At 65.0% G+C, this 18,488-nt stretch carries 18 protein-coding genes and 1 pseudogene; 6 read left to right on the top strand and 13 right to left on the bottom strand.

Features of this window, described 5'->3' with window-relative positions; translation table 11 throughout:
* Nucleotides 1–3 precede the first annotated feature (3 nt).
* The gene (cbiT, locus tag FGL94_RS03285; RefSeq protein WP_144920896.1) at nucleotides 4–573 is read right to left on the bottom strand and encodes a precorrin-6Y C5,15-methyltransferase (decarboxylating) subunit CbiT; all 570 of its coding nucleotides are present in this window, start codon (nucleotides 571–573) and stop codon (nucleotides 4–6) included.
* Nucleotides 574–723: 150 nt separating this feature from the next.
* On the opposite strand from cbiT, the gene FGL94_RS03280 reads away from it, so the two are divergent.
* Complete coding sequence (locus tag FGL94_RS03280; protein ID WP_144920894.1) at nucleotides 724–1,527, top strand: DUF7839 domain-containing protein; 804 nt, start codon at nucleotides 724–726, stop codon at nucleotides 1,525–1,527.
* Nucleotides 1,528–1,542: 15 nt separating this feature from the next.
* On the opposite strand, the gene FGL94_RS03275 is transcribed toward FGL94_RS03280, so the two are convergent.
* The 4 genes from FGL94_RS03275 to FGL94_RS03260 are packed head-to-tail and all read right to left on the bottom strand — an operon-like array spanning nucleotide 1,543 to nucleotide 5,082.
* Nucleotides 1,543–1,890, bottom strand: coding sequence for a (2Fe-2S) ferredoxin domain-containing protein (locus FGL94_RS03275; RefSeq protein ID WP_144920892.1), 348 nt, complete (start codon nucleotides 1,888–1,890; stop codon nucleotides 1,543–1,545).
* On the bottom strand, nucleotides 1,890–2,612 hold the full coding sequence (locus FGL94_RS03270; RefSeq protein WP_144920890.1) for a CbtA family protein: 723 nt from the start codon (nucleotides 2,610–2,612) through the stop codon (nucleotides 1,890–1,892). Before FGL94_RS03270 ends, FGL94_RS03275 begins: the two co-directional genes overlap by 1 nt.
* Nucleotides 2,612–2,800, bottom strand: a complete 189-nt coding sequence (locus FGL94_RS03265) for a CbtB domain-containing protein (RefSeq protein WP_144920888.1) — start codon at nucleotides 2,798–2,800, stop codon at nucleotides 2,612–2,614. The genes FGL94_RS03270 and FGL94_RS03265 overlap by 1 nt, the downstream gene beginning before the upstream one ends.
* Before the next feature lie 56 nt (nucleotides 2,801–2,856).
* Complete coding sequence (locus FGL94_RS03260) at nucleotides 2,857–5,082, bottom strand: VWA domain-containing protein (RefSeq protein WP_144920886.1); 2,226 nt, start codon at nucleotides 5,080–5,082, stop codon at nucleotides 2,857–2,859.
* A 33-nt stretch (nucleotides 5,083–5,115) separates the two neighbouring features.
* Here FGL94_RS03260 and cobN point away from each other — a divergent pair, with 33 nt between their 5' ends.
* The 3 genes from cobN to FGL94_RS03245 are packed head-to-tail and all read left to right on the top strand — an operon-like array spanning nucleotide 5,116 to nucleotide 10,524.
* A complete protein-coding gene (gene cobN, locus FGL94_RS03255) occupies nucleotides 5,116–9,051 on the top strand; it encodes a cobaltochelatase subunit CobN (protein WP_144920884.1) in 3,936 nt (1,311 codons plus the stop codon).
* Nucleotides 9,041–9,745 carry a precorrin-8X methylmutase gene (locus FGL94_RS03250; RefSeq protein WP_144920882.1) on the top strand — a complete coding sequence of 235 codons (705 nt, stop codon included), beginning with the start codon at nucleotides 9,041–9,043 and terminating at the stop codon, nucleotides 9,743–9,745. The genes cobN and FGL94_RS03250 overlap by 11 nt, the downstream gene beginning before the upstream one ends.
* Entirely contained in the window at nucleotides 9,742–10,524 is a 783-nt protein-coding gene (locus FGL94_RS03245; RefSeq protein ID WP_144920880.1) for a cobalt-precorrin-7 (C(5))-methyltransferase, read from the top strand. Before FGL94_RS03250 ends, FGL94_RS03245 begins: the two co-directional genes overlap by 4 nt.
* Before the next feature lie 76 nt (nucleotides 10,525–10,600).
* Here the strand turns inward: FGL94_RS03245 and FGL94_RS03240 are convergent, their stop codons facing one another.
* The 5 genes from FGL94_RS03240 to FGL94_RS03215 form a co-directional block, all read right to left on the bottom strand.
* Nucleotides 10,601–11,350, bottom strand: coding sequence for a CbiX/SirB N-terminal domain-containing protein (locus FGL94_RS03240; protein ID WP_241659118.1), 750 nt, complete (start codon nucleotides 11,348–11,350; stop codon nucleotides 10,601–10,603).
* 364 nt (nucleotides 11,351–11,714) lie between these two features.
* A complete protein-coding gene (locus tag FGL94_RS03230; RefSeq protein ID WP_144920876.1) occupies nucleotides 11,715–12,212 on the bottom strand; it encodes a hypothetical protein in 498 nt (165 codons plus the stop codon).
* Between the two features lie 5 nt (nucleotides 12,213–12,217).
* Entirely contained in the window at nucleotides 12,218–12,985 is a 768-nt protein-coding gene (locus FGL94_RS03225; protein ID WP_144920875.1) for a methyltransferase domain-containing protein, read from the bottom strand.
* Between the two features lie 13 nt (nucleotides 12,986–12,998).
* The gene (locus FGL94_RS03220) at nucleotides 12,999–13,604 is read right to left on the bottom strand and encodes an OsmC family protein (protein ID WP_144920873.1); all 606 of its coding nucleotides are present in this window, start codon (nucleotides 13,602–13,604) and stop codon (nucleotides 12,999–13,001) included.
* Nucleotides 13,605–13,983: 379 nt separating this feature from the next.
* A complete protein-coding gene (locus FGL94_RS03215; protein WP_144920871.1) occupies nucleotides 13,984–14,796 on the bottom strand; it encodes a helix-turn-helix transcriptional regulator in 813 nt (270 codons plus the stop codon).
* 160 nt (nucleotides 14,797–14,956) lie between these two features.
* Here FGL94_RS03215 and FGL94_RS18865 point away from each other — a divergent pair, with 160 nt between their 5' ends.
* Nucleotides 14,957–15,364 carry a UPF0058 family protein gene (locus tag FGL94_RS18865; protein ID WP_321168801.1) on the top strand — a complete coding sequence of 136 codons (408 nt, stop codon included), beginning with the start codon at nucleotides 14,957–14,959 and terminating at the stop codon, nucleotides 15,362–15,364.
* A 168-nt stretch (nucleotides 15,365–15,532) separates the two neighbouring features.
* On the opposite strand, the gene FGL94_RS03205 is transcribed toward FGL94_RS18865, so the two are convergent.
* Both FGL94_RS03205 and FGL94_RS03200 read right to left on the bottom strand, forming a co-directional pair.
* Entirely contained in the window at nucleotides 15,533–15,727 is a 195-nt protein-coding gene (locus tag FGL94_RS03205; RefSeq protein WP_144921424.1) for a ribbon-helix-helix domain-containing protein, read from the bottom strand.
* A gap of 352 nt (nucleotides 15,728–16,079) precedes the next feature.
* A pseudogene (locus FGL94_RS03200) lies at nucleotides 16,080–16,166 on the bottom strand (cold-shock protein); the annotation flags it as partial.
* A 160-nt stretch (nucleotides 16,167–16,326) separates the two neighbouring features.
* Between FGL94_RS03200 and FGL94_RS03195 the strand changes: the two are divergent.
* Nucleotides 16,327–17,571 (top strand): RNA-guided endonuclease InsQ/TnpB family protein, encoded by a 1,245-nt coding sequence (locus FGL94_RS03195; protein ID WP_144920867.1) that lies wholly within the window; start codon nucleotides 16,327–16,329, stop codon nucleotides 17,569–17,571.
* A 146-nt stretch (nucleotides 17,572–17,717) separates the two neighbouring features.
* On the opposite strand, the gene queC is transcribed toward FGL94_RS03195, so the two are convergent.
* A complete protein-coding gene (queC, locus tag FGL94_RS03190; protein ID WP_144920865.1) occupies nucleotides 17,718–18,407 on the bottom strand; it encodes a 7-cyano-7-deazaguanine synthase QueC in 690 nt (229 codons plus the stop codon).
* Between the last annotated feature and the right edge of the window lie 81 nt (nucleotides 18,408–18,488).

Genomic DNA, 18,488 nt, shown 5'->3' with positions numbered 1-18,488 from the left:
GAGTCATTCGCTATCACCCGGTTCGTCACTGGACCCCGGCTCGCCGACGAGCATGTACACCGGGTTGTCGGCGTCGAAGCTCGTCGCGCCCGCGAGGTCGTAGCCGGTCGCCATCTGGAGGCACAGCGCCTCGTCGAGGAGGTCGCGGTCGCGGAAGGCCCGAGCCGCTTCACCCGCGACCTCGAGACGGGACACGTTCATGACTACCCGATCGTAGTCGGCGGCGACGGCGTCGTCGAGAACGCGCTCGTAGTTTCGCGATCCCCCGAGGAACACCACGTCGCCGTCGTCCGGAAGCCGCTCCGGCGCCTCGGCGTTGACGAGCCGCACGTCGGCGTCGTACTCGTTCGCGGCGAGGTTCGCTCGGGTGGTTTCGAGCCGTTCCGCTTTCCGTTCGAGCGCCGTCACCCGCCCCGCGCGGCGAGCGGCCTCGATCGTTACCGCGCCGGTACAGGAGCCGACCTCGACGAAGTGGTCGTCGGGACCGAGCGCGAGCTTTCGCGCCAACACCGCACGGACCTCCGGCTTGGTCGGGCCCGCTTTCGCGTCGTTCGGGAGTTTTGTCGCCTGCATTCGCGATGTACAAGTGTACCGCGTCACAAAACAATTTTGGTTGTATTAAGAAAAGTCAATTTTACGGATAGGCGCTGAGGATCGCACTCAGCACAAGTAAACAGTGAAATAGACAACAAGACTTTATTTGTGGCATCTGAACATCCGGTAATGGGAGACTCAGCGGGCGAAGGATCGCCGGACGTCCTCGAGAACAAGCGGAGCGCGACGCGCTACCAGGTGCTCGTCGAGATCGCGGCCCGACAGCCCGCGGTGAGTCAGGGTGAGATCGCCGACACGATCGGCGTGACCTCGCAGGCGGTCAGCGATTACGTCCGGGACCTGGTCGAGTCGGGCTACGTCGAGAAGGGCGGCCGCGGTCGGTACGAAGTGACGAAGGAGGGGGTCGACTGGCTCATCTCCCGGACCGACGACCTCGAGACGTACCTCGAACGGGTGAATTCCGACGTCCTCGGCAGCGTCGAGGTCGACGCTGCCATCGCGCTCGACGACGTGGCGGAAGGGAGAGAGGTCGGACTGGTGATGCGAGAGGGTGTTCTCCACGCCAACCCCGCCGGCGGCACGGCGACCGCGGTCACCGTCACGAGCGCCGAAAAGGGCGAGGCCGTCGGCGTCGCCGACTTCGAGGGCGTCGTGGACTACGACACGGGAAGCGTCTCGGTGTTGCCCGTCCCGACCGTCACCGATGACGACCGCCTGAATTCGGACATGGTCTCGACACACGTCCCGGACGAGGGACTCGTTGCGGTCGCCGGGACGGAGGCGTATGCGCTCGTTTCTCAGAGCGACGTCGACCCGGACATCAGGTTCGGGACCGCAGAGGGCGTCGCCGAGGCGGGGATGCTCGGCCTCGACGTTCTCCTGGTCGCGGTGACCGACGAGATCCCGCGACACACCTCCAAACTCCGCGATAAGAACGTTCCCCACCGGGTGCTCGATTCGGACGCGTTCTAGCCCTCTGCGGGCTGTTCAGCCGGTCGTCGTCGGCTCCGTCGCGGTGGTATCGTCCGCAGCGGCGCCGAACGTCTCGGCCATGAGCGTCGGCACGTCGCCCACCGTTACCTCCGCGAACCACTCGTCGTTCGGTTGGACGACGACGGCGACGCCGTCTTCGCTACACATCCCGAGGCAGGACGTCTCCGCGACGGCGACCTCCGACCAGTAGCGATCGCGTTCGCGAAGCCAGTCGCGGACGGCGTCGGCGACATCAACGCCGTCGACGGCGGCGCAGGCGGCGTATTCCGTCCGGTCGTTGGTACAGACGAGGACGGTCGCGCTCACCCCGCGCTCGTGCATCTGTTCCGTCCGTCGATCCATCAGTCGGTTCCCCTCGCGGCCGCCGACAGCGAGTCGGTGGTCTGTGGACCGACACGTCGGTCGAGATGGTGGAAGGCGACGGCGATCAGCGCCCAGAGGCCGGCCTGCGAGAAGCCGACGAGCCATCGGAACGCCGCCGTCAGCCCGGCGGACCCTTCGCCGCCGGTCAGCGTGGGCGGGGCGACGACCGACAGGAGGGCGAGCGCCGCCAGCGGAAGGACCGCGACGAACACGCCGACGCCCCGCCCCCGTGTACGGCTCGTGCAGGCGTATCCGAGCACGCTCGCCGCCGCGACGATGATACCGACACCGATCAGACCGATATAGATCGGAACGCGAACCGACGACCCGTACAGCGGCGCCATCGCGGGCGTGGCCGGGGGAAATACGGTCCACGGGGCGACGGACACCGCGAGGAAGCCGGCCGCGCCGAGGACGTACGGCTTCGACTCCTCGCCTGGAAGCGCCGGCTCGAACAGGTAATACGCGACACCGAAGGCGGCCCCCAACAGGACACCCCACAGGACGCCACCGCCGGCGCTCACGACCGCCGTCATGGTCTCGCCCGCGGGATGTGCCGCCTCGTGTCCGTGGCCATCGCCGTGAACCGCGACGTGTTCCAGATACCCGATAACGGGAGAGATGACGAGCCACATGAACAGCCCGTACACGAGCCCGGCGAGGGCCCCCGCGGCAACGCCGGACCGAAGTCGCTCGATCATCAGTGACAGATGATTCCGGCCCCGTGTCTGAAGTCGTGTAACGCCTCGTGGACGAGCGGGTCCTGCATGAACAAGAGGGTAAAGCCCAGTGCCGCGACGAGCGCGACCGCGGTGAGCGCGGTCAGCGGATCGAACTGTGCGCCGGCCGTAGCGAACCGGTCGGCGACGGTGTCTGTGTTCGTCGACATAAATCCAACTTGGAGAAAGTAAACTTGTGTTGTAAAACTTACGCTCCTCGGAAAATCTAGTGGTCTCCGAGCACGGATTCCGGTGAGAGCGCGGCGAGCGGGGTCCGCCTCGCGTCCGTCGTCTCGCACACGATGTCGAGAACGCCGGCCCTCGACTCTCCCGCGTCGACGACGAGCACGGACGCGTCCGTTTCCGCGATCCGTTCGGCCGCTTGCCGGGTCGCAGTCGTCGGACTGCCCCTCGCGACGTTCGCGCGACCGTCGGAGACGAGCACGACCGTCGCCGCGGCCGGCTCTTTCCGCTCGATAAGCGCCGCGGCTTTGCGGAGTCCGTCCGGAAGCGGCGTCCGATCCGCAGTCGGGAGCTCCTTCAACTGGCGCGCGGCCAGCGATACGCTCGTCGTCGGCGGGAGGAGCATCTCGGCCCCGTCGCCGCCGAACGAAACCAGCGCCACCTCGTCCCGCTCGGTGTACGCGTCGCGCAGCAGTTCCAACGCCACGCCCTTCGCGGAGCGCATCGCGGGCGCCATCGACGCGCTGGCGTCCGTGACGAACACCGTGAGCGTGTCGGCGTCGCCCGCTCGAACCGCCTGTCGGAGGTCGGTATCGGCCGGTCGTGATCGGCCGTTCCGCGCCGCCGCCCGGACGGTTGCTACCGGGTCCACGGACTCTGTCCCGTCTGCGCGTTCCGTTCGCACTGTCGGCCCGCGACCCTCGGGAGACGGCGCCGCCGCGTGTCGGCCGCCGCCCGCTCCCGTCGCGGCACTGCGACTCGCGGGCGAGGGGACCTCCGGTGCCGCCGCGTCGGCGACCCCCGCGCGAGCGCCTCCGGGAGGGATCGGTGCGGCCTCGTCGTCGCCGTCGGACTCGGGCGCCTCCCCGTCCGCCCTGTCGCCGTGGTCCGCAGCCGCCGCGTTGCTCGGCGATCGTTCGGAGTCGTCGGTATCTCGCGAGCCGGACCCACCGTGAGCGCCGGACCGATCGGGGTCGGATCCGTCGGGATCGCGCTCGGCAGATCCGCCCTCGCCGTCCGCGTCAGAGCGACTCTCCTCCTCGACTGACCCTCCGTCGCCCCCGGACCCTCGATCCGGCTCGCTCTCGTCCGGCTCGCTCTCGTCCGGCTCGCTCTCGTCCGGCTCGCTCTCGTCCGGCTCGCTCTCGTCCGGCCCGGGATCCGTCCCGTCACCGTCCCCCTGCGGATCGGTGTCGTCCTCTGGATCGCGGTCGCCCTCGGCAGCGTCGTCGCCGAAGTGATCGTCCACCACCTCATCCGGGTCGACCGCCTCCTCGAACGGACGGCTCTGTAATCGATGGCTCAGCGCGTACTCGGCGGCGTCCGCCACGTCCGACTCGATGACCTTCGGGCGTCCGTCGAGCGCGGCGAACGCCCGGGCGGCCCGAGCGACGGCGAAATCGGCGCGGTGGCCGTCGACGTCCGCGTCGCGGCAGAGCTCGGCGATGTCGCGCTTGAACCCCTCGGGAATCGCGGGGCAGCGGTCGCGGGCCTCGTGAACGCGCTCCCGGAGGGCCGCCGTCTCCGCCGCGAACTCCGCGCGGAGGTCCCGGCCGCCGCCGTCGTCGACCACTCGGTCCAGAATCTCGACGCGCTCGTCGATCTCGTCGCTCCCCGTGACGTCGACGCAGAGGTCGAAGCGGTCGCGCAGCTGGGGTCGAAGCTCCCCCTCCTCCGGATTCATCGTCCCGATCAGCGTGAAGTCGGCGGGGTGGGTGACGCTGACGCCGTCGCGCTCCACCCGGTTCGTCCCCATCGCGGCCGCGTCAAGCAGCACGTCGATCAGGTGGTCCGGAAGCAGGTTGACCTCGTCGACGTAGAGGACACCGCGGTTGGCGCGGGCGAGCAGTCCCGGGTCGAACTCGGCGTCGCCGTCGAGCGCGTCGGAGACGGAGAGCGTCCCGACCACTCGGTCGCGGGTCGCACCGAGCGGGAGCGTCACGAGCGGAGCCGGTCTCGTTTCCACTGGCGGATCCTCGCGATCGCGGCACGACGCACACTGGCCGCTCGCGGAATGGTCGCCCGTGGTCCCGGTTGCGTTCGTTGGCGGACACCCGTACGGGCAATCGGCGACGACCGTCTGTTCGGGTAACAGGTCCGCGAGCGCCCTGACAGACGTCGATTTGGCAGTCCCCTTTTCGCCCCTGAGGAGGGCGCCGCCGAGACTCGGTTCGACCGCTAACGCGAGAAGCACTCGTTTGAGATCCGCTTGACCGACGACCGCCGGCAGGGGGGTGGAAACTTTTTTGTTTGTCCCCAAATCAACCATACTTGTGTTATTACAGAGGAGGTTTAATAACTTGTGACGGAAATCGGCCTCTACACGGCGACGGAGAACGAGCTGGGAGCGGTCCAGACGGCCGCAGAGCAGCTCACGGGAATCGATCTCGTCGTTCGGTCCGACAGCGACCTCGACGAGCAGCGCGACGTGGCGTCGTTCGTGGACGAGCTCAGAGACGCGGCCGCGGTCGTCCTCTGGCTCCACGGCGGGCAAGACAGCATGCCGGCGTACGAGTTCGCGGTCGATGAGCTCCGTGACGCCGGCGTGCCGCTCGTCGTGAAAGCGACGGGCGACGCCTTCGCACTGGAGGACACCACCGTCGCACCGGCCGATCGGGAGACGGTCTCCGAGTACCTCGACTACGGCGGGACGGTCAACATCTCGAACGGGATGCGGTTCCTCGCTCGGGAGTACGGCGACGGCGAGGTCGCGAGTGGGATCGACGACCCGATCGAACTCCCGACGGAGGGCGTCTACCACCCCGATTACCCCGGCGCGGACTACGAGGAACTGATCGCGACGTTCGACGCGGACGCGCCGACGGTCGGCGTCTGGTTCTACGAGTCCCACTGGACACACGAGAACGTCCGGTACGTCGACGCGCAGGTCCGCCGAGTGGAAGCGCTCGGCGCGAACGTGCTGCCCGTGTTCTGTAATCCCGTCAGCGACGAGGCGAACCAAGAGGACGCGAAGTGGACGGCCGAGCACTACTTCACCGACGGTCGAGGCGACCCGATCGTCGACGCCGTCCTCTCGTCGTTCATGTTCTCGCTGTCGATGAGCGATCGCGGGCGCGACGCCGCGGACGAGGGCGCCGACGCGGAGAGCGTGTTCCTCGACGATCTCGGTGTCCCGGTGATCCAGACCGTGACGACGATGCGCTCGCGTTCCCGGTACGAATCGAGCGATACCGGCGTGATGGGCTTCGAACTCGCGCTCTCGGTCGCGCTCCCCGAGTTCGACGGGAACGTCATCACGCATCCGATCTCGGGGAAAGAGCGCACGGACGACGCCGCGGGCATCGGCTCAGCGCCCAAACAGCACTTCCCGATCGAGGACCGCGTCGACCACGCCGCGCGGCTCGCGGTCAACTGGGCGAAGCTCCGGCACACGCCGAATGAGGAGAAGAAGGTCGCGGTCGTGCTGCACAACTACCCGCCGAGCGACGACGGGATCGGGACCGCGTTCGGCCTCGACTCACCCGAATCGACCGTCAACTTGCTGGAGGAGCTCAACGGTCGGGGGTACGATCTCGGTACGCAAACCGCCCGCGACGCGACAGCCGCCGCCGACGAGACGGGTGCCGGTCCGATCGCCGACGGGGAGGAGCTCATCGACGTCCTCACCGGCCAGCTCACGCTCGACGACCGGTGGGTCGCGCCGGCCGACGTGCGCGACCGCAGCGTCGACACGGTGTCGCCAGCGCGGTACGCCGAGTGGTTCGACGCGGCGAGCGACCGATTCAGCGACGGCGTTCTCGAGGAGTGGGGCGACCCTCCCGACCGGCCGTTCGCGGTCCCGGGCGTCGAGTTCGGAAACGTCCTCGTCACCGTCCAGCCGCCGCGCGGGTTCGGGATGGACCCGGAGAAGGTGTACCACGACTCCGATCTGTGGCCGCCGCACGACTACGTCGCCTTCTACGGGTGGCTCCGTAACGAATTCGCCGCGGACGCAGTGGTTCACCTCGGCACGCACGGCTCGTTGGAGTGGTTGCCGGGCAAGACGGTCGGGCTCGGCTCCGGCTCGGCGCCGGACGGCCTGATCGACGACCTCCCGAACGTCTACCCGTACATCGTGAACAACCCCGGCGAGGGGACCCAAGCGAAGCGCCGCTCGTACGCCGCCGTCGTTGACTACCTGACCCCGGTGATGCGTCGCGCTGGCAGCTACGACGAGCTGGCCGAACTGGAGGACCTCGCCCGCCGATACCGCGAGGCGGGCGGCACCGAGGTCCGCACCGACGAGGGCGCCCGACTGGGGGAACTCATCCGGGAGACGGTCGACGACCTCGACCTCGCCGTCGAGCTGGGGATCGCGGGCGACATGGACGAGCGGGCGGACGTTCGCGGGCCGGACGCGGCCGGCTCGACGCTCGCGGAGGGCGAGGTCGCGGGCGACGAACTCGCCACCGACGAGCTCGTCGAGCGGATCCACGCGTACCTGACCGACGTGAAGAACACCCAGATCCGGTTGGGCCTTCACACGATGGGCGAGCCACCGGTCGACGACCGCCTCGTGGAGTACCTCGTCGCGCTCACCCGGCTGGAGAACCCCGGCGGTCCGAGCCTCCGCGAGTCGGTCGCCGGCGTGCTCGGCGTCGATTACGAGCGGATGCTCGACGCCCCGGGTGAGTACGACGAGACGCTGGGCATGACCTACGGTGAGGCCGCGGACGAGGTGTACGAGACGAGCAAGGAGCTCGTCCGGACGCTGGCCGCCCACGGCTTCGACGTGCCCGAGTCGGAATCGGACGCCGACGCGGACGACGAGACGACGATCAACCTGCTGATCGTCGGTATCGACCCGCTCGGCGACGCCCGCGTCCGCGGCGGCGCCCACGACGACCTCCGGGACGCGCTGCGGTTCATCGCCGAGGAAGCCGCGCCTCGCGTTCGCGGTGCCGAAGCGGAGATCCCGCGCACGGCCGACGCGCTGGCCGGCGAGTACGTCCCGCCGGGCGGCTCCGGGGCGCCCACTCGCGGGGGCGTCGACCTGCTTCCAACCGGGCGGAACTTCTACACCCTCGACCCGCGGAAGGTGCCCGCCAAGGCCGCGTGGGACGTCGGCCGCGAGATCGCCGCCGACACGCTCGCCCGCCATCGCGACGAGGAAGGCGAATACCCCGAAGAGATCGGCGTCGTCGCGTGGGGGACGCCGACCGTTCGGACTCGCGGCGAGACGATCGCGCAGGTGCTCGCCACGATGGGCGTCGAGCCCGTCTGGACCGACGCGGGGCGGGTCGACGACGTAGAGCCGATTCCGCTCGACGAGCTGGATCGCCCCCGCGTCGACGCCACGACCCGCGTCTCCGGCCTGTTCAGGGACGCGTTCCCGCAGGCCGCGAGCGTCATCCACGACGCGGTCGACGCGGTGGTCGACCTCGACGAGCCGCACGAGATGAACTACGTGAAGAAACACGTCGAGGAGGAGGCCGAGGCGCTGGCCGCCGACGGCCACGACGACCCCGAGGCGGCCGCGAGACACCGCGTGTTCACGACGCGCCCCGGCGGCTACGGCGCGGGAACCAACAAGGCCGTCGACGAGGGGAACTGGGACGACGCCGCGGACCTGGCGGACGTGTACGTCCAGTGGGGCGGCTACGCGCTCGGTTCCCGGGGCACCGCCTCCGCGGCGCACGACGCGTTCGAGCGTCGGCTCGGCAACGTCGAGGCGACGGTGAAGATCGAGGACACGATGGAACAGGACGAGTTCGACTCCTCCGACTGGTACGCGTTCCACGGCGGGTTCATCACCGCCGTCACCGAGGTGGCCGGCGAGGAACCGGCGTCGTACGTGGGCGACTCATCCGACCCCGACAACGTCGACGTCTACACGAACGAGGAGAAGGTTCGGAAGGCCATGCGCGCGCGAGTTCTCAACCCCGACTGGCTCGACTCGATGGAGGAACACGGCTACAAGGGCGCGGGCGACCTCTCGAAGACGGTCGACGTGGCGCTCGGATGGGACGCGACGACCGGCGTCGTCTCCGACCGCCTCTGGCGGGACGTCGCCGAGAAGTACGCCCTCGACGACGACCGGGCCGACTGGATGCGCGACGTCAACCCGTGGGCGTTAGAGTCGATCACGGACACGCTCCTGGAGGCGATCGACCGCGGGCTCTGGGACGCCGACGAGGAGGCCGTCAGAGCGCTGCGGGACCGCAACCTCACCGTCGACGGCGACATCGAGGAACGCGCGTCGCGCGGCTCGATGGAGGTGACCGGCGATGACGACTGACGGAAGTGATTCCGCGGAGTATGCCGACCTCGGCGCGACGACCGAGGACGCGATGGCCATCGCCGAGACGAGCATGGACCGCGTCCACGAGCTCGTCGCGCAGGAGACGCCGACCGACCGACTGCGTGCGAAGGCCGTCCACGCCACCGGCGACCCAGAGTTCGCACATCTGATGCGGTTCGCGAACGACCCGGTTGCGGCCGGGGCGGAGGCCGTGCTCGACGAGCGACCGATCGTGACCGACATCACGATGGTCGAGTCGGGGATCACGGGACGCGGGCACGACTGCGAGGTCAGGAAAGCGATCGGTAACGGCGCGGAACTCGCCGCGGAGACCGGGATGACCCGGACCGCGGCGAGCGTGCTCGAACTCGACGAGCGCGGCGTCTACGACGACGCGATAGCCGTCGTCGGCAACGCGCCGACCGCCGCGCTCGCGCTCGCCGACTGCATCGAACAGGGAACGCGGCCGGCGGTCGTCGTCGCGACGCCGGTCGGGTTCGTGAAGGCCGCGGAGAGTCGGAAGCGTGTACGCGAGGTCGCCGAGGCACACGAGGTCGCCGCGGTCACGAACGTCGGTCGACGCGGCGGGTCCGGGGTGGCGGCCGGCCTCACCAACGAACTCGTCCACGCCGCCAGCGACGTCCGAAACGGCGAGACGACGCTCGACGCGCTCCGCGGTGAGAGCCCGTGACGGACGAGTACGACCTCGACGAGGGCCCGGACCCGGCGGCGTACGCCGCGGACCGTCCGGAGCCCGACCGGGGGGCCGAGTCGGTGACGACCGTCCACGCCGTCGGCATCGGACCCGGAAACCCTGAGTACCTCGTGCCGAGAAGCGAGCGTGCGATCCGGGAGGCGGACGTCGTCGTCGGGTTCGAGACGGTCGTCGAGTTCGTCCGCGATCGCACCGACGCAGAGTGCCTGACATGCGGGTATCGCGACGAGGCGGACGCACTCGCCACTTTCGCCGATCGCGTGGCCCACGGAGAGCGGGGCACTGCGGTCCTGATGGGCGATCCGAACCACTCCGGCTACCAGTTCGTCGGGAAGGTCGAACGAGCGGTCGACGACGCGACCGGTGGGTCGGTCGACGTACGTGTCGTCCCGGGGATATCTTCGTTACAGGTCGCGGCCAGTCGAGCGCGCACGCCCATGGAAGATACGGCCTTCGTCACGCTCCACAAGAGCGGCGACCTCACCGACGGCATAGACCGGCTTCGCCGCAACGTTGGGAAGCGTCACCTGCTCGCGTTGCCTCGTCCCTTCGACTGGATGCCCGGCGACATCGCCGCTGACCTGCTTGAGCACGGCGGCGATCCGGAAGCAGACGCGCTCGTCTGCGAGCGACTCACCCGCGACGACGAACACATCACCCGAACGACGCTTCGCGCTCTCGCCGGACACGCAGGTGGTGACGAGCCGGGTGACTCGCCGTTCTCCGATCTGTCCGTGCTGGTCGTTCGGCGGTAGCGAAACGAACCAACGGAACCGGGCCGGCCCGCGATCGGCCCTAGACGGTTTGAAGAGAGAAGGGGGGTGAAGCGAGTTAGTTTCGTCCGCTGCCGTCCGTAGCCACGGGTTCCGCGTCGGCAACGAGATCGGGACTCGGCGTCGAGAGCTTCGAGTTCGCGCGGGCGCGCTCGACCGCGACGGCGATCGCATCGGTGATGACGTCGTCCGCCCCGAACGGGTCGGCGTAGTCGATCCCGCCGCGATGTAGCTCGAGCTGTTCGGGGATTCGGTCTCGAGTCGCTTCACAGTCGCCGACGAACAGCGGACACGCCACCGCGTGGTCGGCCTCGAGCGTGTACCGCGCGCATTCGACGGCCGGACTCTGGAGGAGATACGCGGTTCGGACTTCGTCGAACTCGGCCCGTAAACGGGCCGCATGGAACGCGGCAGCCGTTCGCGCATGGTCGTCACGGCTGTTCCCGAGGGCGACGAGCACGAGTGCGTCGGCGTCGCTCGACGCTTCGGCTCGGTTCCGGATCGCTTCGGTCACGGCTTGGCGCTTCCCGATCGGGTCGCAGTATCGCACCTCACCGGAAAGCCGGCTCAACGCTCTGGGAACGTCTTTCAGCGTCTCGTGGGTGTGTGCAAAACACATCGGAACCGCGTAGACTCGGTCTCCACGAACGTCCGATAGCGACTCTCTGAGTTCCGATTCGGGTTCCACCTCGTACGTCGCAGTAGTGACCGTGTCGACGATACCACCGTTCCGTAACCGATCGGCGTGCTGCTCCGCGACCGATTGCACCTCGTTCCGCCCGACGAGGACTAGTGTTTCTCGTGGCATATGTACAATTTTCGTTGTCCTACTACAAATGGACTTGTTACAGGGGTAGCGGGCTTCAGGTAAATAAGTTATCCACGTGTTTCTCCGTGGGGCGAGGTTCTGATGACACGGGTCCTTGCGAACGTATCCGAGATCTATCGGGACTTACGGCTCGTTGTCATTGACTCTTCCCCGCCCGTCGATCTCCGAACGGTTGGTTTCGATCGCTCGGACGAGCCAGTGGACGGTCACACCGATGCCGACGACGGCGAGTAGGTGAACGATCACCCGAAACAGGTACTCCCCAAGGGTCAGCCCATGGCCAGTATGCAGTACGACGCTCGATATTAAACTCATAAATGAAGGTAGGGTTCGGTGAACTCGGCTACGTCGTCTGAACGCCTCGGTACGACAACACGGCCCCGACGATGAAGACGATCGTCGCCAAGTAGATCGGTCCGAGATGTGTCACCCAATCGTGAGTGAACGCATCTCCCGTCCAATGCATCGGTAACGCGAGCGCCAGGCCGACGACGGCGCTGACGATCGCCGTCGCCCACGCCCACGTGAGCCGCTGGCGCACGCCGTACCACGAGAGGCTCGTGACGGCGATACCCGTCGAGATGATGAACGCAGCGGTGGCGACGTGGAGGTGACTGATGTAGTACGCCACCGTCGGATCGAGCTCGCCCCGCGTCATCCCGGCCAGCGTACTAACGCCGAGTTCGAAGCCGCTCCCCGCGAAATTCAGCACGAGAAACACGACACCGTAGCCGACGAACCCGATCCCGGCGAAGGCCATCAACAGTGCTCCGTTCCGGAGCCGTGACTCGTACTGGACCTGTTCCCCTCGTTCGTCCACGACTGATTTATCTGTCGCCATAGTATTCACTTGGTTGCCCCGAGTGAGACGCTTTTGACACCGTACTTGTCACACGCGTTGGCCGCCCGCTCCGAGATGAGTTCGTACCGTTCGGTCTCTCGGACCTCCGTCACTGAGAAGCCAGCAGCTTCGATGAACGTCGTGTAGCTATCGATCTGTTCGGCACCGCCGATACAGGCGGCCCACAGACCCGCGTCGGACTTGATACTCTCCGGCAGCCGTTGTTCACTGATGATGTCGGACAGAGCCGACCGTCCGCCCGGTTTGAGCACCCGGTTAGCCTCCTCGAAGACTGTCAGCTTCTCGGCGGAGAGGTTAATCACGCCGTTCGAGATCACAGCGTCGAACGAGGCGTCCTCGAACGGGAGGACCTCGATATAGCCTTCGCGGAAGGTGAGGTTGTGGAAGCCGTTGTCCGCTGCGAGGTCGTTGGTCTTCTCGACCTGCTCTGTGGTCATGTCGATGCCTGTCACTGCACCCGTCTCAGTTACGTGCAGCCCGGCGACAAAGGCGTCCATCCGCGAGCCGCTACCGAGATCGAGCACGTCCTCACCCGGTTCGAGCTCTGCCAAGTCGAAGTCGTAGCCGACACCCGCGAACGAGTCGATCGCCGCGTCCGGAACGTAGTCGAGCTCGTCGGCGTCGTGCCCGAGGCGGACGGCGAGATCGCGGCCCGTTTCGAAGTGAAACTCGGCGTCGGCGGACTCCGCGACGTCCCGGTACGTCGACTTGGCCTCGCGTTCGAGTTTGTCCGTGCCGAGTGCTTCGCTCATCGGTGGTCACCGGTTAGTCGTCTCCGGCCATCTCGGCGGGAGTGGCGACGGTCATCTCGACGTCCTGAGCGAGTGAGACGAGCGTGTAGACGGGTGCCCGCCGTGCCCACTCGTCGATCTGGTCCTGATCGAGGTCTTCGCCGTCTATCTCCACGTCGGCGGTTAGGTCCTCGAACACCGAGTCGGCCTCTTTGAGTTCTGTGAGGCTGAAGAGAACCGCTGGATCGAAATCGGCCCGGACGCGCGTCTGGAGGTGGTCGATGTCCACGTCGTTGGCGGCGGCGTTGATGGTGATGCCGACGTTGATACAGGCGGCTAGCGCCGATAGCGCCGCTTCGATCGGCTCCATCCGGTCGGTCGCGCCGATCCACCCACCAGCGTCCAGCACTTCCTTCCAGCCGCCGTAGGGAATCGTGTACTCGCGCGTGTCGCGAGCGATCGTCTCGTCTCCGAGATCGTAGCTATCGATCGTTGCCAGGCTGTGAGCGGCCGTCCCCTCGTAGGTCGCGGACGCCTCGAGCCCGAGTTGGACCGCTTCGGGGTTCTCGGCTGCGTGTGCGGCGAATCCTTCGAGTGTTTCGAGGTCGATACCGTGCGCGGTTTGCCGGTCGTCGGTCATATCGGTTCCCCCCTGCCAGCGACGATACGGCGGCGAAGATACTGTAGTTAATTTGTGACGGTTCGCCGGGAACTGCCGGTCTGGCAGTCACTGAAAAACCATCACCCCCTGCGACCCGAGGACGGTCGGGACCGAACGTCTCCTCACCCGACACCGGGACGGATTCCTCGGAAGAGGCCGATATTTCAGCGGCCTACGCGTCGATCAGATCCAGCATTGACATCCTCCTCCGCGTTCACGCGGAGGAATCCCGAGCGGTGGGAGTTTCAGGTTCGCAACCATGACTCCGCCACTTTGCGGGAACCCGTCTAACCCAGTCGTCGTAGTCGGTAGCTGGCTGGCGGTGCCAAACCGCCGGTACTCCTATCCTCGGCGTCGTTTACAGAGGTTCGACGGGATGAGCCTCTGACGCGTACGTTTCGCACATCGACTGTGCCCACTCACGGATAGCCGCTACGTCGGTGTCGATCAATATGTGGACCGTGCCGCTGTCTCGTTCGTAACAAGTGATGGCGGCACGCTCATCAAGAAGGCTGGTTCCGTACGGGGGAAGGGCATCGTGCTCCAGAACGGTGAAATTGTCCTGTTGCATCATTTCTACGCTGCGCTCCGGGTACGTCGAAAGAAAGTACGTATGGCTCTCCGGTCGAGCCACCAAGACCACGTCAACCCCCTCATCGATCAGTTGAACGAGAACCTCGAAACACGGCTCCATCAAGGCAATCTCGGGACGGATTAATCGAAGGTCGGTCGTCTCCTTGAGAAGCGACTCGAATCGGTCGATCGGGCGGTACGGCGAATCGGGTTCGGCAACTGTGATGGTCATCGCGTCCCACGTCTCGACGGGAAACTCGCTGACCTCGTCAGGAAGCCAGTGCCAGATGTCACGCAGTTTCCGCTCTGTTTCGACCTGTTCGATCAGGTCCTCCATTCCTGAGGCGATCACCTCTCCGAGCCGGGTCGCCGTGTACTGGTACCCGTCTTTGCGGATCCAGACCCGATTTTCGAACTCCTCCAACGTCCGCCGTATCGTGGAGGACGAAACGCCGGCCAGCTCACAGAGTTCAGAGCGACTCCGAGGACGCTCTGTCAGCGCGACGAGCGTCGGGACGCGGTGTTCGGACCGCGCGAGATACGCGATGTCACCGATTGGTGACTCCGCATCATAATGTGGTATGCTATCGTGACCCATAAGACAACTACGCATACGAGCCTGAAAACGATTTATCTCACCTACACGGACTCCGTTGAACTCCTCTTCGGCAGATATGTTTTCGACCGAGATCGCCGTTTACTGAAGGTTACGTAGTGATCATTTGAGATAATATGGGGTTTAATAACAATTCACACATATGGATGCTGTGGGCACACGTTGTTCACAATATCGTCGCGCTCGCAATTACCGACCCCACGCTAACTGTTCCGCACGCAGACACCGATTACGAACCGCTGACGCTGGCAGGGCGCACTTTGAGTGTCCGAGATGGTCATTCAACCATCACATTCGAGGGAATGAGACCATGCGCAAGAAAGAACTCGTTCAGATTCACGCTCTGCTTCTGGAAGTCACACACTATTTGATCGAGAATGACGACATGCCAGCCGAGAGGGTTTCCGCGTATTACGCACTTGATGTGCGTCCGTCAAGTATCCACAAGTCGAAACAGGACCATTACGACGCGATCACGGTTCTCGGCGACACAATCGAACGGTGGACCGAACAGACGCACTCTAATACCCTAGACCATCCAGTGAATTGACTCCGAACTGGGACATTCTTTTTGAGGAGTTCGAGAGGGCCGTTCTGGTTGTATCACACGCGAGGGAGGACAGCAGGCCCGAATCGGCCGAAAAGACAGTCTCGACCGGCCGGCGCTGGCCGTCTCACTCGCTGTTCGACGGACGTCGTGTTCCTTCGGTTCCGTTGGTTACGACGGGTGGGATTCAGTTCCGTCTGTCTCAACCCGTCCGTGTCGTTCATCGATCTCATCGAGCATGTCGAGCGTTTTGCGGATCGATGCCCGGACCGCGTCGCTTCGGTTGACGAACTTTCCCTCGTCACCGACGTGCTCGTCGAGGTCGTCAAGCAATTCCTGTGGGATCTCGACGCTGACCTTCGGCATACGCTCGTATTCACAGAGGAATATCTTCAGCGTGTCGCACAGCACACCGGACTCGTTCGCGGATCTCTCTACTACACGACAGAGCCTTGGCGTGGGGTGGGTCTGCGGAAATCCACAGCAACGAACACCGTTTGATCCGGGAACAGTCAGTACAGACTGTGAAGTTACCAGAGAGACCTGTTGTTCGGGCTTATTGAACGGATGCGCTGCGTGCAACACAGACAGAGAGCATTGGCTGCAACACAGACAGAGAGCATTGGCTGCAACACAGACAGAGAGCATTGGCTGGGCGCGTGAGTGGCTGAAAAAACAGATTTCCGGCCATCGCTACAAACGAGGGCAGAAGTAGTCGTTAGTTGCGGACGAGGTTCGTCGCGCGGGGTCCCTTGGGTGACGATTCGATATCGAACTCGATCTCCTGACCCTCTTCGAGGTCCGGCTGGCTGTTCAGCATAATTCAAGGTGGAGCCTCCGACCTCAAGGAGCGAGTGTAGCGAGCGAGTAGGTCGGAGAGGAAACCGACTGAGGACGACGCAACCGCACGACAGTAGCCACCCGACTCCCGAGAGTATAAGTACCGTCAAGTAGTAATCTGAAATATGGAGGTGCGTCGAACCGCGCCGGTCAAACTCATCGTTCCCGATAAGCGACGCGACGACCTCCACCAGTCAGCCCGCCAGTTCCTTTACTGTGCGAACCGCGCCGCCGACTTCTGTTGGGACGGTCGCTCCTACACAAACTGCGTTACGGCGAACTCAACTGCGCGTGACGCGCTCTACGCGGAGCTGCGGGAGGAAACTGACCTCACTGCGAACCTCGTCCAAGAAGCGATTCGCCGCGCCGTCCAAGCGACGAAAGGTGTCGTTGAACGGTGGAAACAAGGGAAGCGTGTGAGCCAACCAGAGTTCACGTCGTGGAGTATGGTCTACGACAAGCGGAGTGCGACGTTCTACCGGAACAAAGTTTCACTCTCAACCGTCAACGGGCGCGTTGAGTGCGAGTTTGAACTCCCGGCGGACAGCCCGACGCCCTACGAACAGTACGTTCTTTCGGACGAGTACGAGTTCCGGGCGAGTACACTCCAATACGACAAGGCGACCGACGAGTTCTACTTCCACATCACGACTCGGAAGGACGATGATGACGATGACGAGGTTTCGGAAGATACCGGGCACCAAACAGTCCTCGGTATCGACCTCGGCGTCAACAGCCTCGCCGTCTCTTCGACCGGCGCGTTCTGGCAAGGTGACGATTACGACCATTGGTGCCGTGAGTTCGAGAAGCGGCGTAGTGAGATGCAACAGCGTGGCACGCAGGCCGCACACAATGCCCTGCTTCGCCTCGGAAAGCGCGAAGAAGCATGGCGAAAACAGTACATCCACACCGTCGCCAACGAAATCGTCGAGGAAGCCGTCGAACACGACTGCGACGTGATCGTGTTCGAGGACTTAACGGACATCCGTGAGCGACTTCCATACGCGAAGTGGCACCACGTCTGGGCGTTCCGACGCCTCGCCGAGTACGTCGAGTACAAAGCGCCAGAACAAGGCGTCTCCGTGGAGCAAGTTGAGCCGAACCACACGTCCCAACGCTGTTCTCGGACGGACTGTGGGTTCACGCATGAAGACAACCGCCACGGCGAACACTTTGAGTGCCAGAAGTGCGGCTATGAGGTCAACGCGGACTACAATGCAGCGAAGAATATCGGGGTGCGATACGCCCGGAAACAGAGACACAGCCTCCGTTCCTCGCCCAAGTCGGGGAGCGGAGACGCACCAGTAGACGTGCGTGTGAATGGTGGGACGGTGAACGGCGAGAGTTACCAGCCTATTGCTGGCGACTGATTGCCGGGAGTCCACATCAAAGCCCCACCCTCAACGAGCGAGGCCGCAAGGCCGAGCGAAGTAGGGTGGGGTAGTTTACACGAGACTCTCCCGAAGAACCGCGGTTCAACAAAGCTGGTCGAAGCAAACGCGTATCGATCGATGGGTCACGAGAACTCCGGCCGCTCTGCGTACGCAATCGGATCGCGTGACCCGGCGTTCCGGAACGCTTCGAGCCGGAACGCACACGCGTCACACGTCCCGCACGCCGGCTCCTCGTCCCGGTAACACGACCACGTCATGTCGTACGGCACCCCAAGTTCCAACCCGCGCTCCGCGATCTCCGTTTTCGACCACTCGACGAACGGCGCTTTCAACTCGATCTCCGTCTCCGGTTTCGTCCCGACGTCGATCACGTTCTGAAAGGCGTCGAAAAAGGCCGGGCGACAGTCGGGATACCCGGAGAAGTCCTCCGAATGCGCGCCGATAAACACGGCCGATGAGTCGGTCGCCTCCGCGTACGACGTCGCCATCGACAACAGATTCGCGTTCCGGAACGGAACGTACGACGTCGGAATCTCGTCACTCTCCATATCCGCGTCGGCCACGTCCATCTCCTCGTCCGTCAGGCTCGACGCGCCGATCTGGGAGAGATGCCCCGTTTCGATGTGCAGGAAGTCAGCCGCGTCAACCTCCTCAGCAAGCGCTTTCGCACACTCGTACTCCTTGTCTTCGGTGCGCTGTCCGTACGACGTGTGGAGGAAGTACGGCTCGTACCCCTGCTTTATCGCCTCGTAGACGGCCGTCGCACTATCCATCCCGCCGGACACCAGAATCACCGCGCTTTTGTTGCTCATGTCTGCTCAGTTGCGTCGGATTTGTTGTCGCTCTGTGCACCACGCCGACTGTGACGCTCCCATCGCGTTGGGGGCACCACG

The sequence above is a fragment of the Halorubrum salsamenti genome, assembly GCF_007671685.1.
GTDB lineage: Archaea > Halobacteriota > Halobacteria > Halobacteriales > Haloferacaceae > Halorubrum > Halorubrum salsamenti.
This window is presented reverse-complemented; position numbering and strand designations above follow the sequence as displayed.

What these genes read in the sequence shown, in the direction of transcription:
- cbiT (WP_144920896.1), bottom strand. Translation starts at nt 573, where the DNA reads ATGCAGGCGACAAAACTCCCGAACGACGCGAAAGCGGGCCCGACCAAG.
- FGL94_RS03280 (WP_144920894.1), top strand. Translation starts at nt 724, where the DNA reads ATGGGAGACTCAGCGGGCGAAGGATCGCCGGACGTCCTCGAGAACAAG.
- FGL94_RS03275 (WP_144920892.1), bottom strand. Translation starts at nt 1,890, where the DNA reads ATGGATCGACGGACGGAACAGATGCACGAGCGCGGGGTGAGCGCGACC.
- FGL94_RS03270 (WP_144920890.1), bottom strand. Translation starts at nt 2,612, where the DNA reads ATGATCGAGCGACTTCGGTCCGGCGTTGCCGCGGGGGCCCTCGCCGGG.
- FGL94_RS03265 (WP_144920888.1), bottom strand. Translation starts at nt 2,800, where the DNA reads ATGTCGACGAACACAGACACCGTCGCCGACCGGTTCGCTACGGCCGGC.
- FGL94_RS03260 (WP_144920886.1), bottom strand. Translation starts at nt 5,082, where the DNA reads ATGGTTGATTTGGGGACAAACAAAAAAGTTTCCACCCCCCTGCCGGCG.
- FGL94_RS03250 (WP_144920882.1), top strand. Translation starts at nt 9,041, where the DNA reads ATGACGACTGACGGAAGTGATTCCGCGGAGTATGCCGACCTCGGCGCG.
- FGL94_RS03240 (WP_241659118.1), bottom strand. Translation starts at nt 11,350, where the DNA reads ATGCCACGAGAAACACTAGTCCTCGTCGGGCGGAACGAGGTGCAATCG.
- FGL94_RS03230 (WP_144920876.1), bottom strand. Translation starts at nt 12,212, where the DNA reads ATGGCGACAGATAAATCAGTCGTGGACGAACGAGGGGAACAGGTCCAG.
- FGL94_RS03225 (WP_144920875.1), bottom strand. Translation starts at nt 12,985, where the DNA reads ATGAGCGAAGCACTCGGCACGGACAAACTCGAACGCGAGGCCAAGTCG.
- FGL94_RS03220 (WP_144920873.1), bottom strand. Translation starts at nt 13,604, where the DNA reads ATGACCGACGACCGGCAAACCGCGCACGGTATCGACCTCGAAACACTC.
- FGL94_RS03215 (WP_144920871.1), bottom strand. Translation starts at nt 14,796, where the DNA reads ATGGGTCACGATAGCATACCACATTATGATGCGGAGTCACCAATCGGT.
- FGL94_RS18865 (WP_321168801.1), top strand. Translation starts at nt 14,957, where the DNA reads ATGGATGCTGTGGGCACACGTTGTTCACAATATCGTCGCGCTCGCAAT.
- FGL94_RS03205 (WP_144921424.1), bottom strand. Translation starts at nt 15,727, where the DNA reads ATGCCGAAGGTCAGCGTCGAGATCCCACAGGAATTGCTTGACGACCTC.
- FGL94_RS03195 (WP_144920867.1), top strand. Translation starts at nt 16,327, where the DNA reads ATGGAGGTGCGTCGAACCGCGCCGGTCAAACTCATCGTTCCCGATAAG.
- queC (WP_144920865.1), bottom strand. Translation starts at nt 18,407, where the DNA reads ATGAGCAACAAAAGCGCGGTGATTCTGGTGTCCGGCGGGATGGATAGT.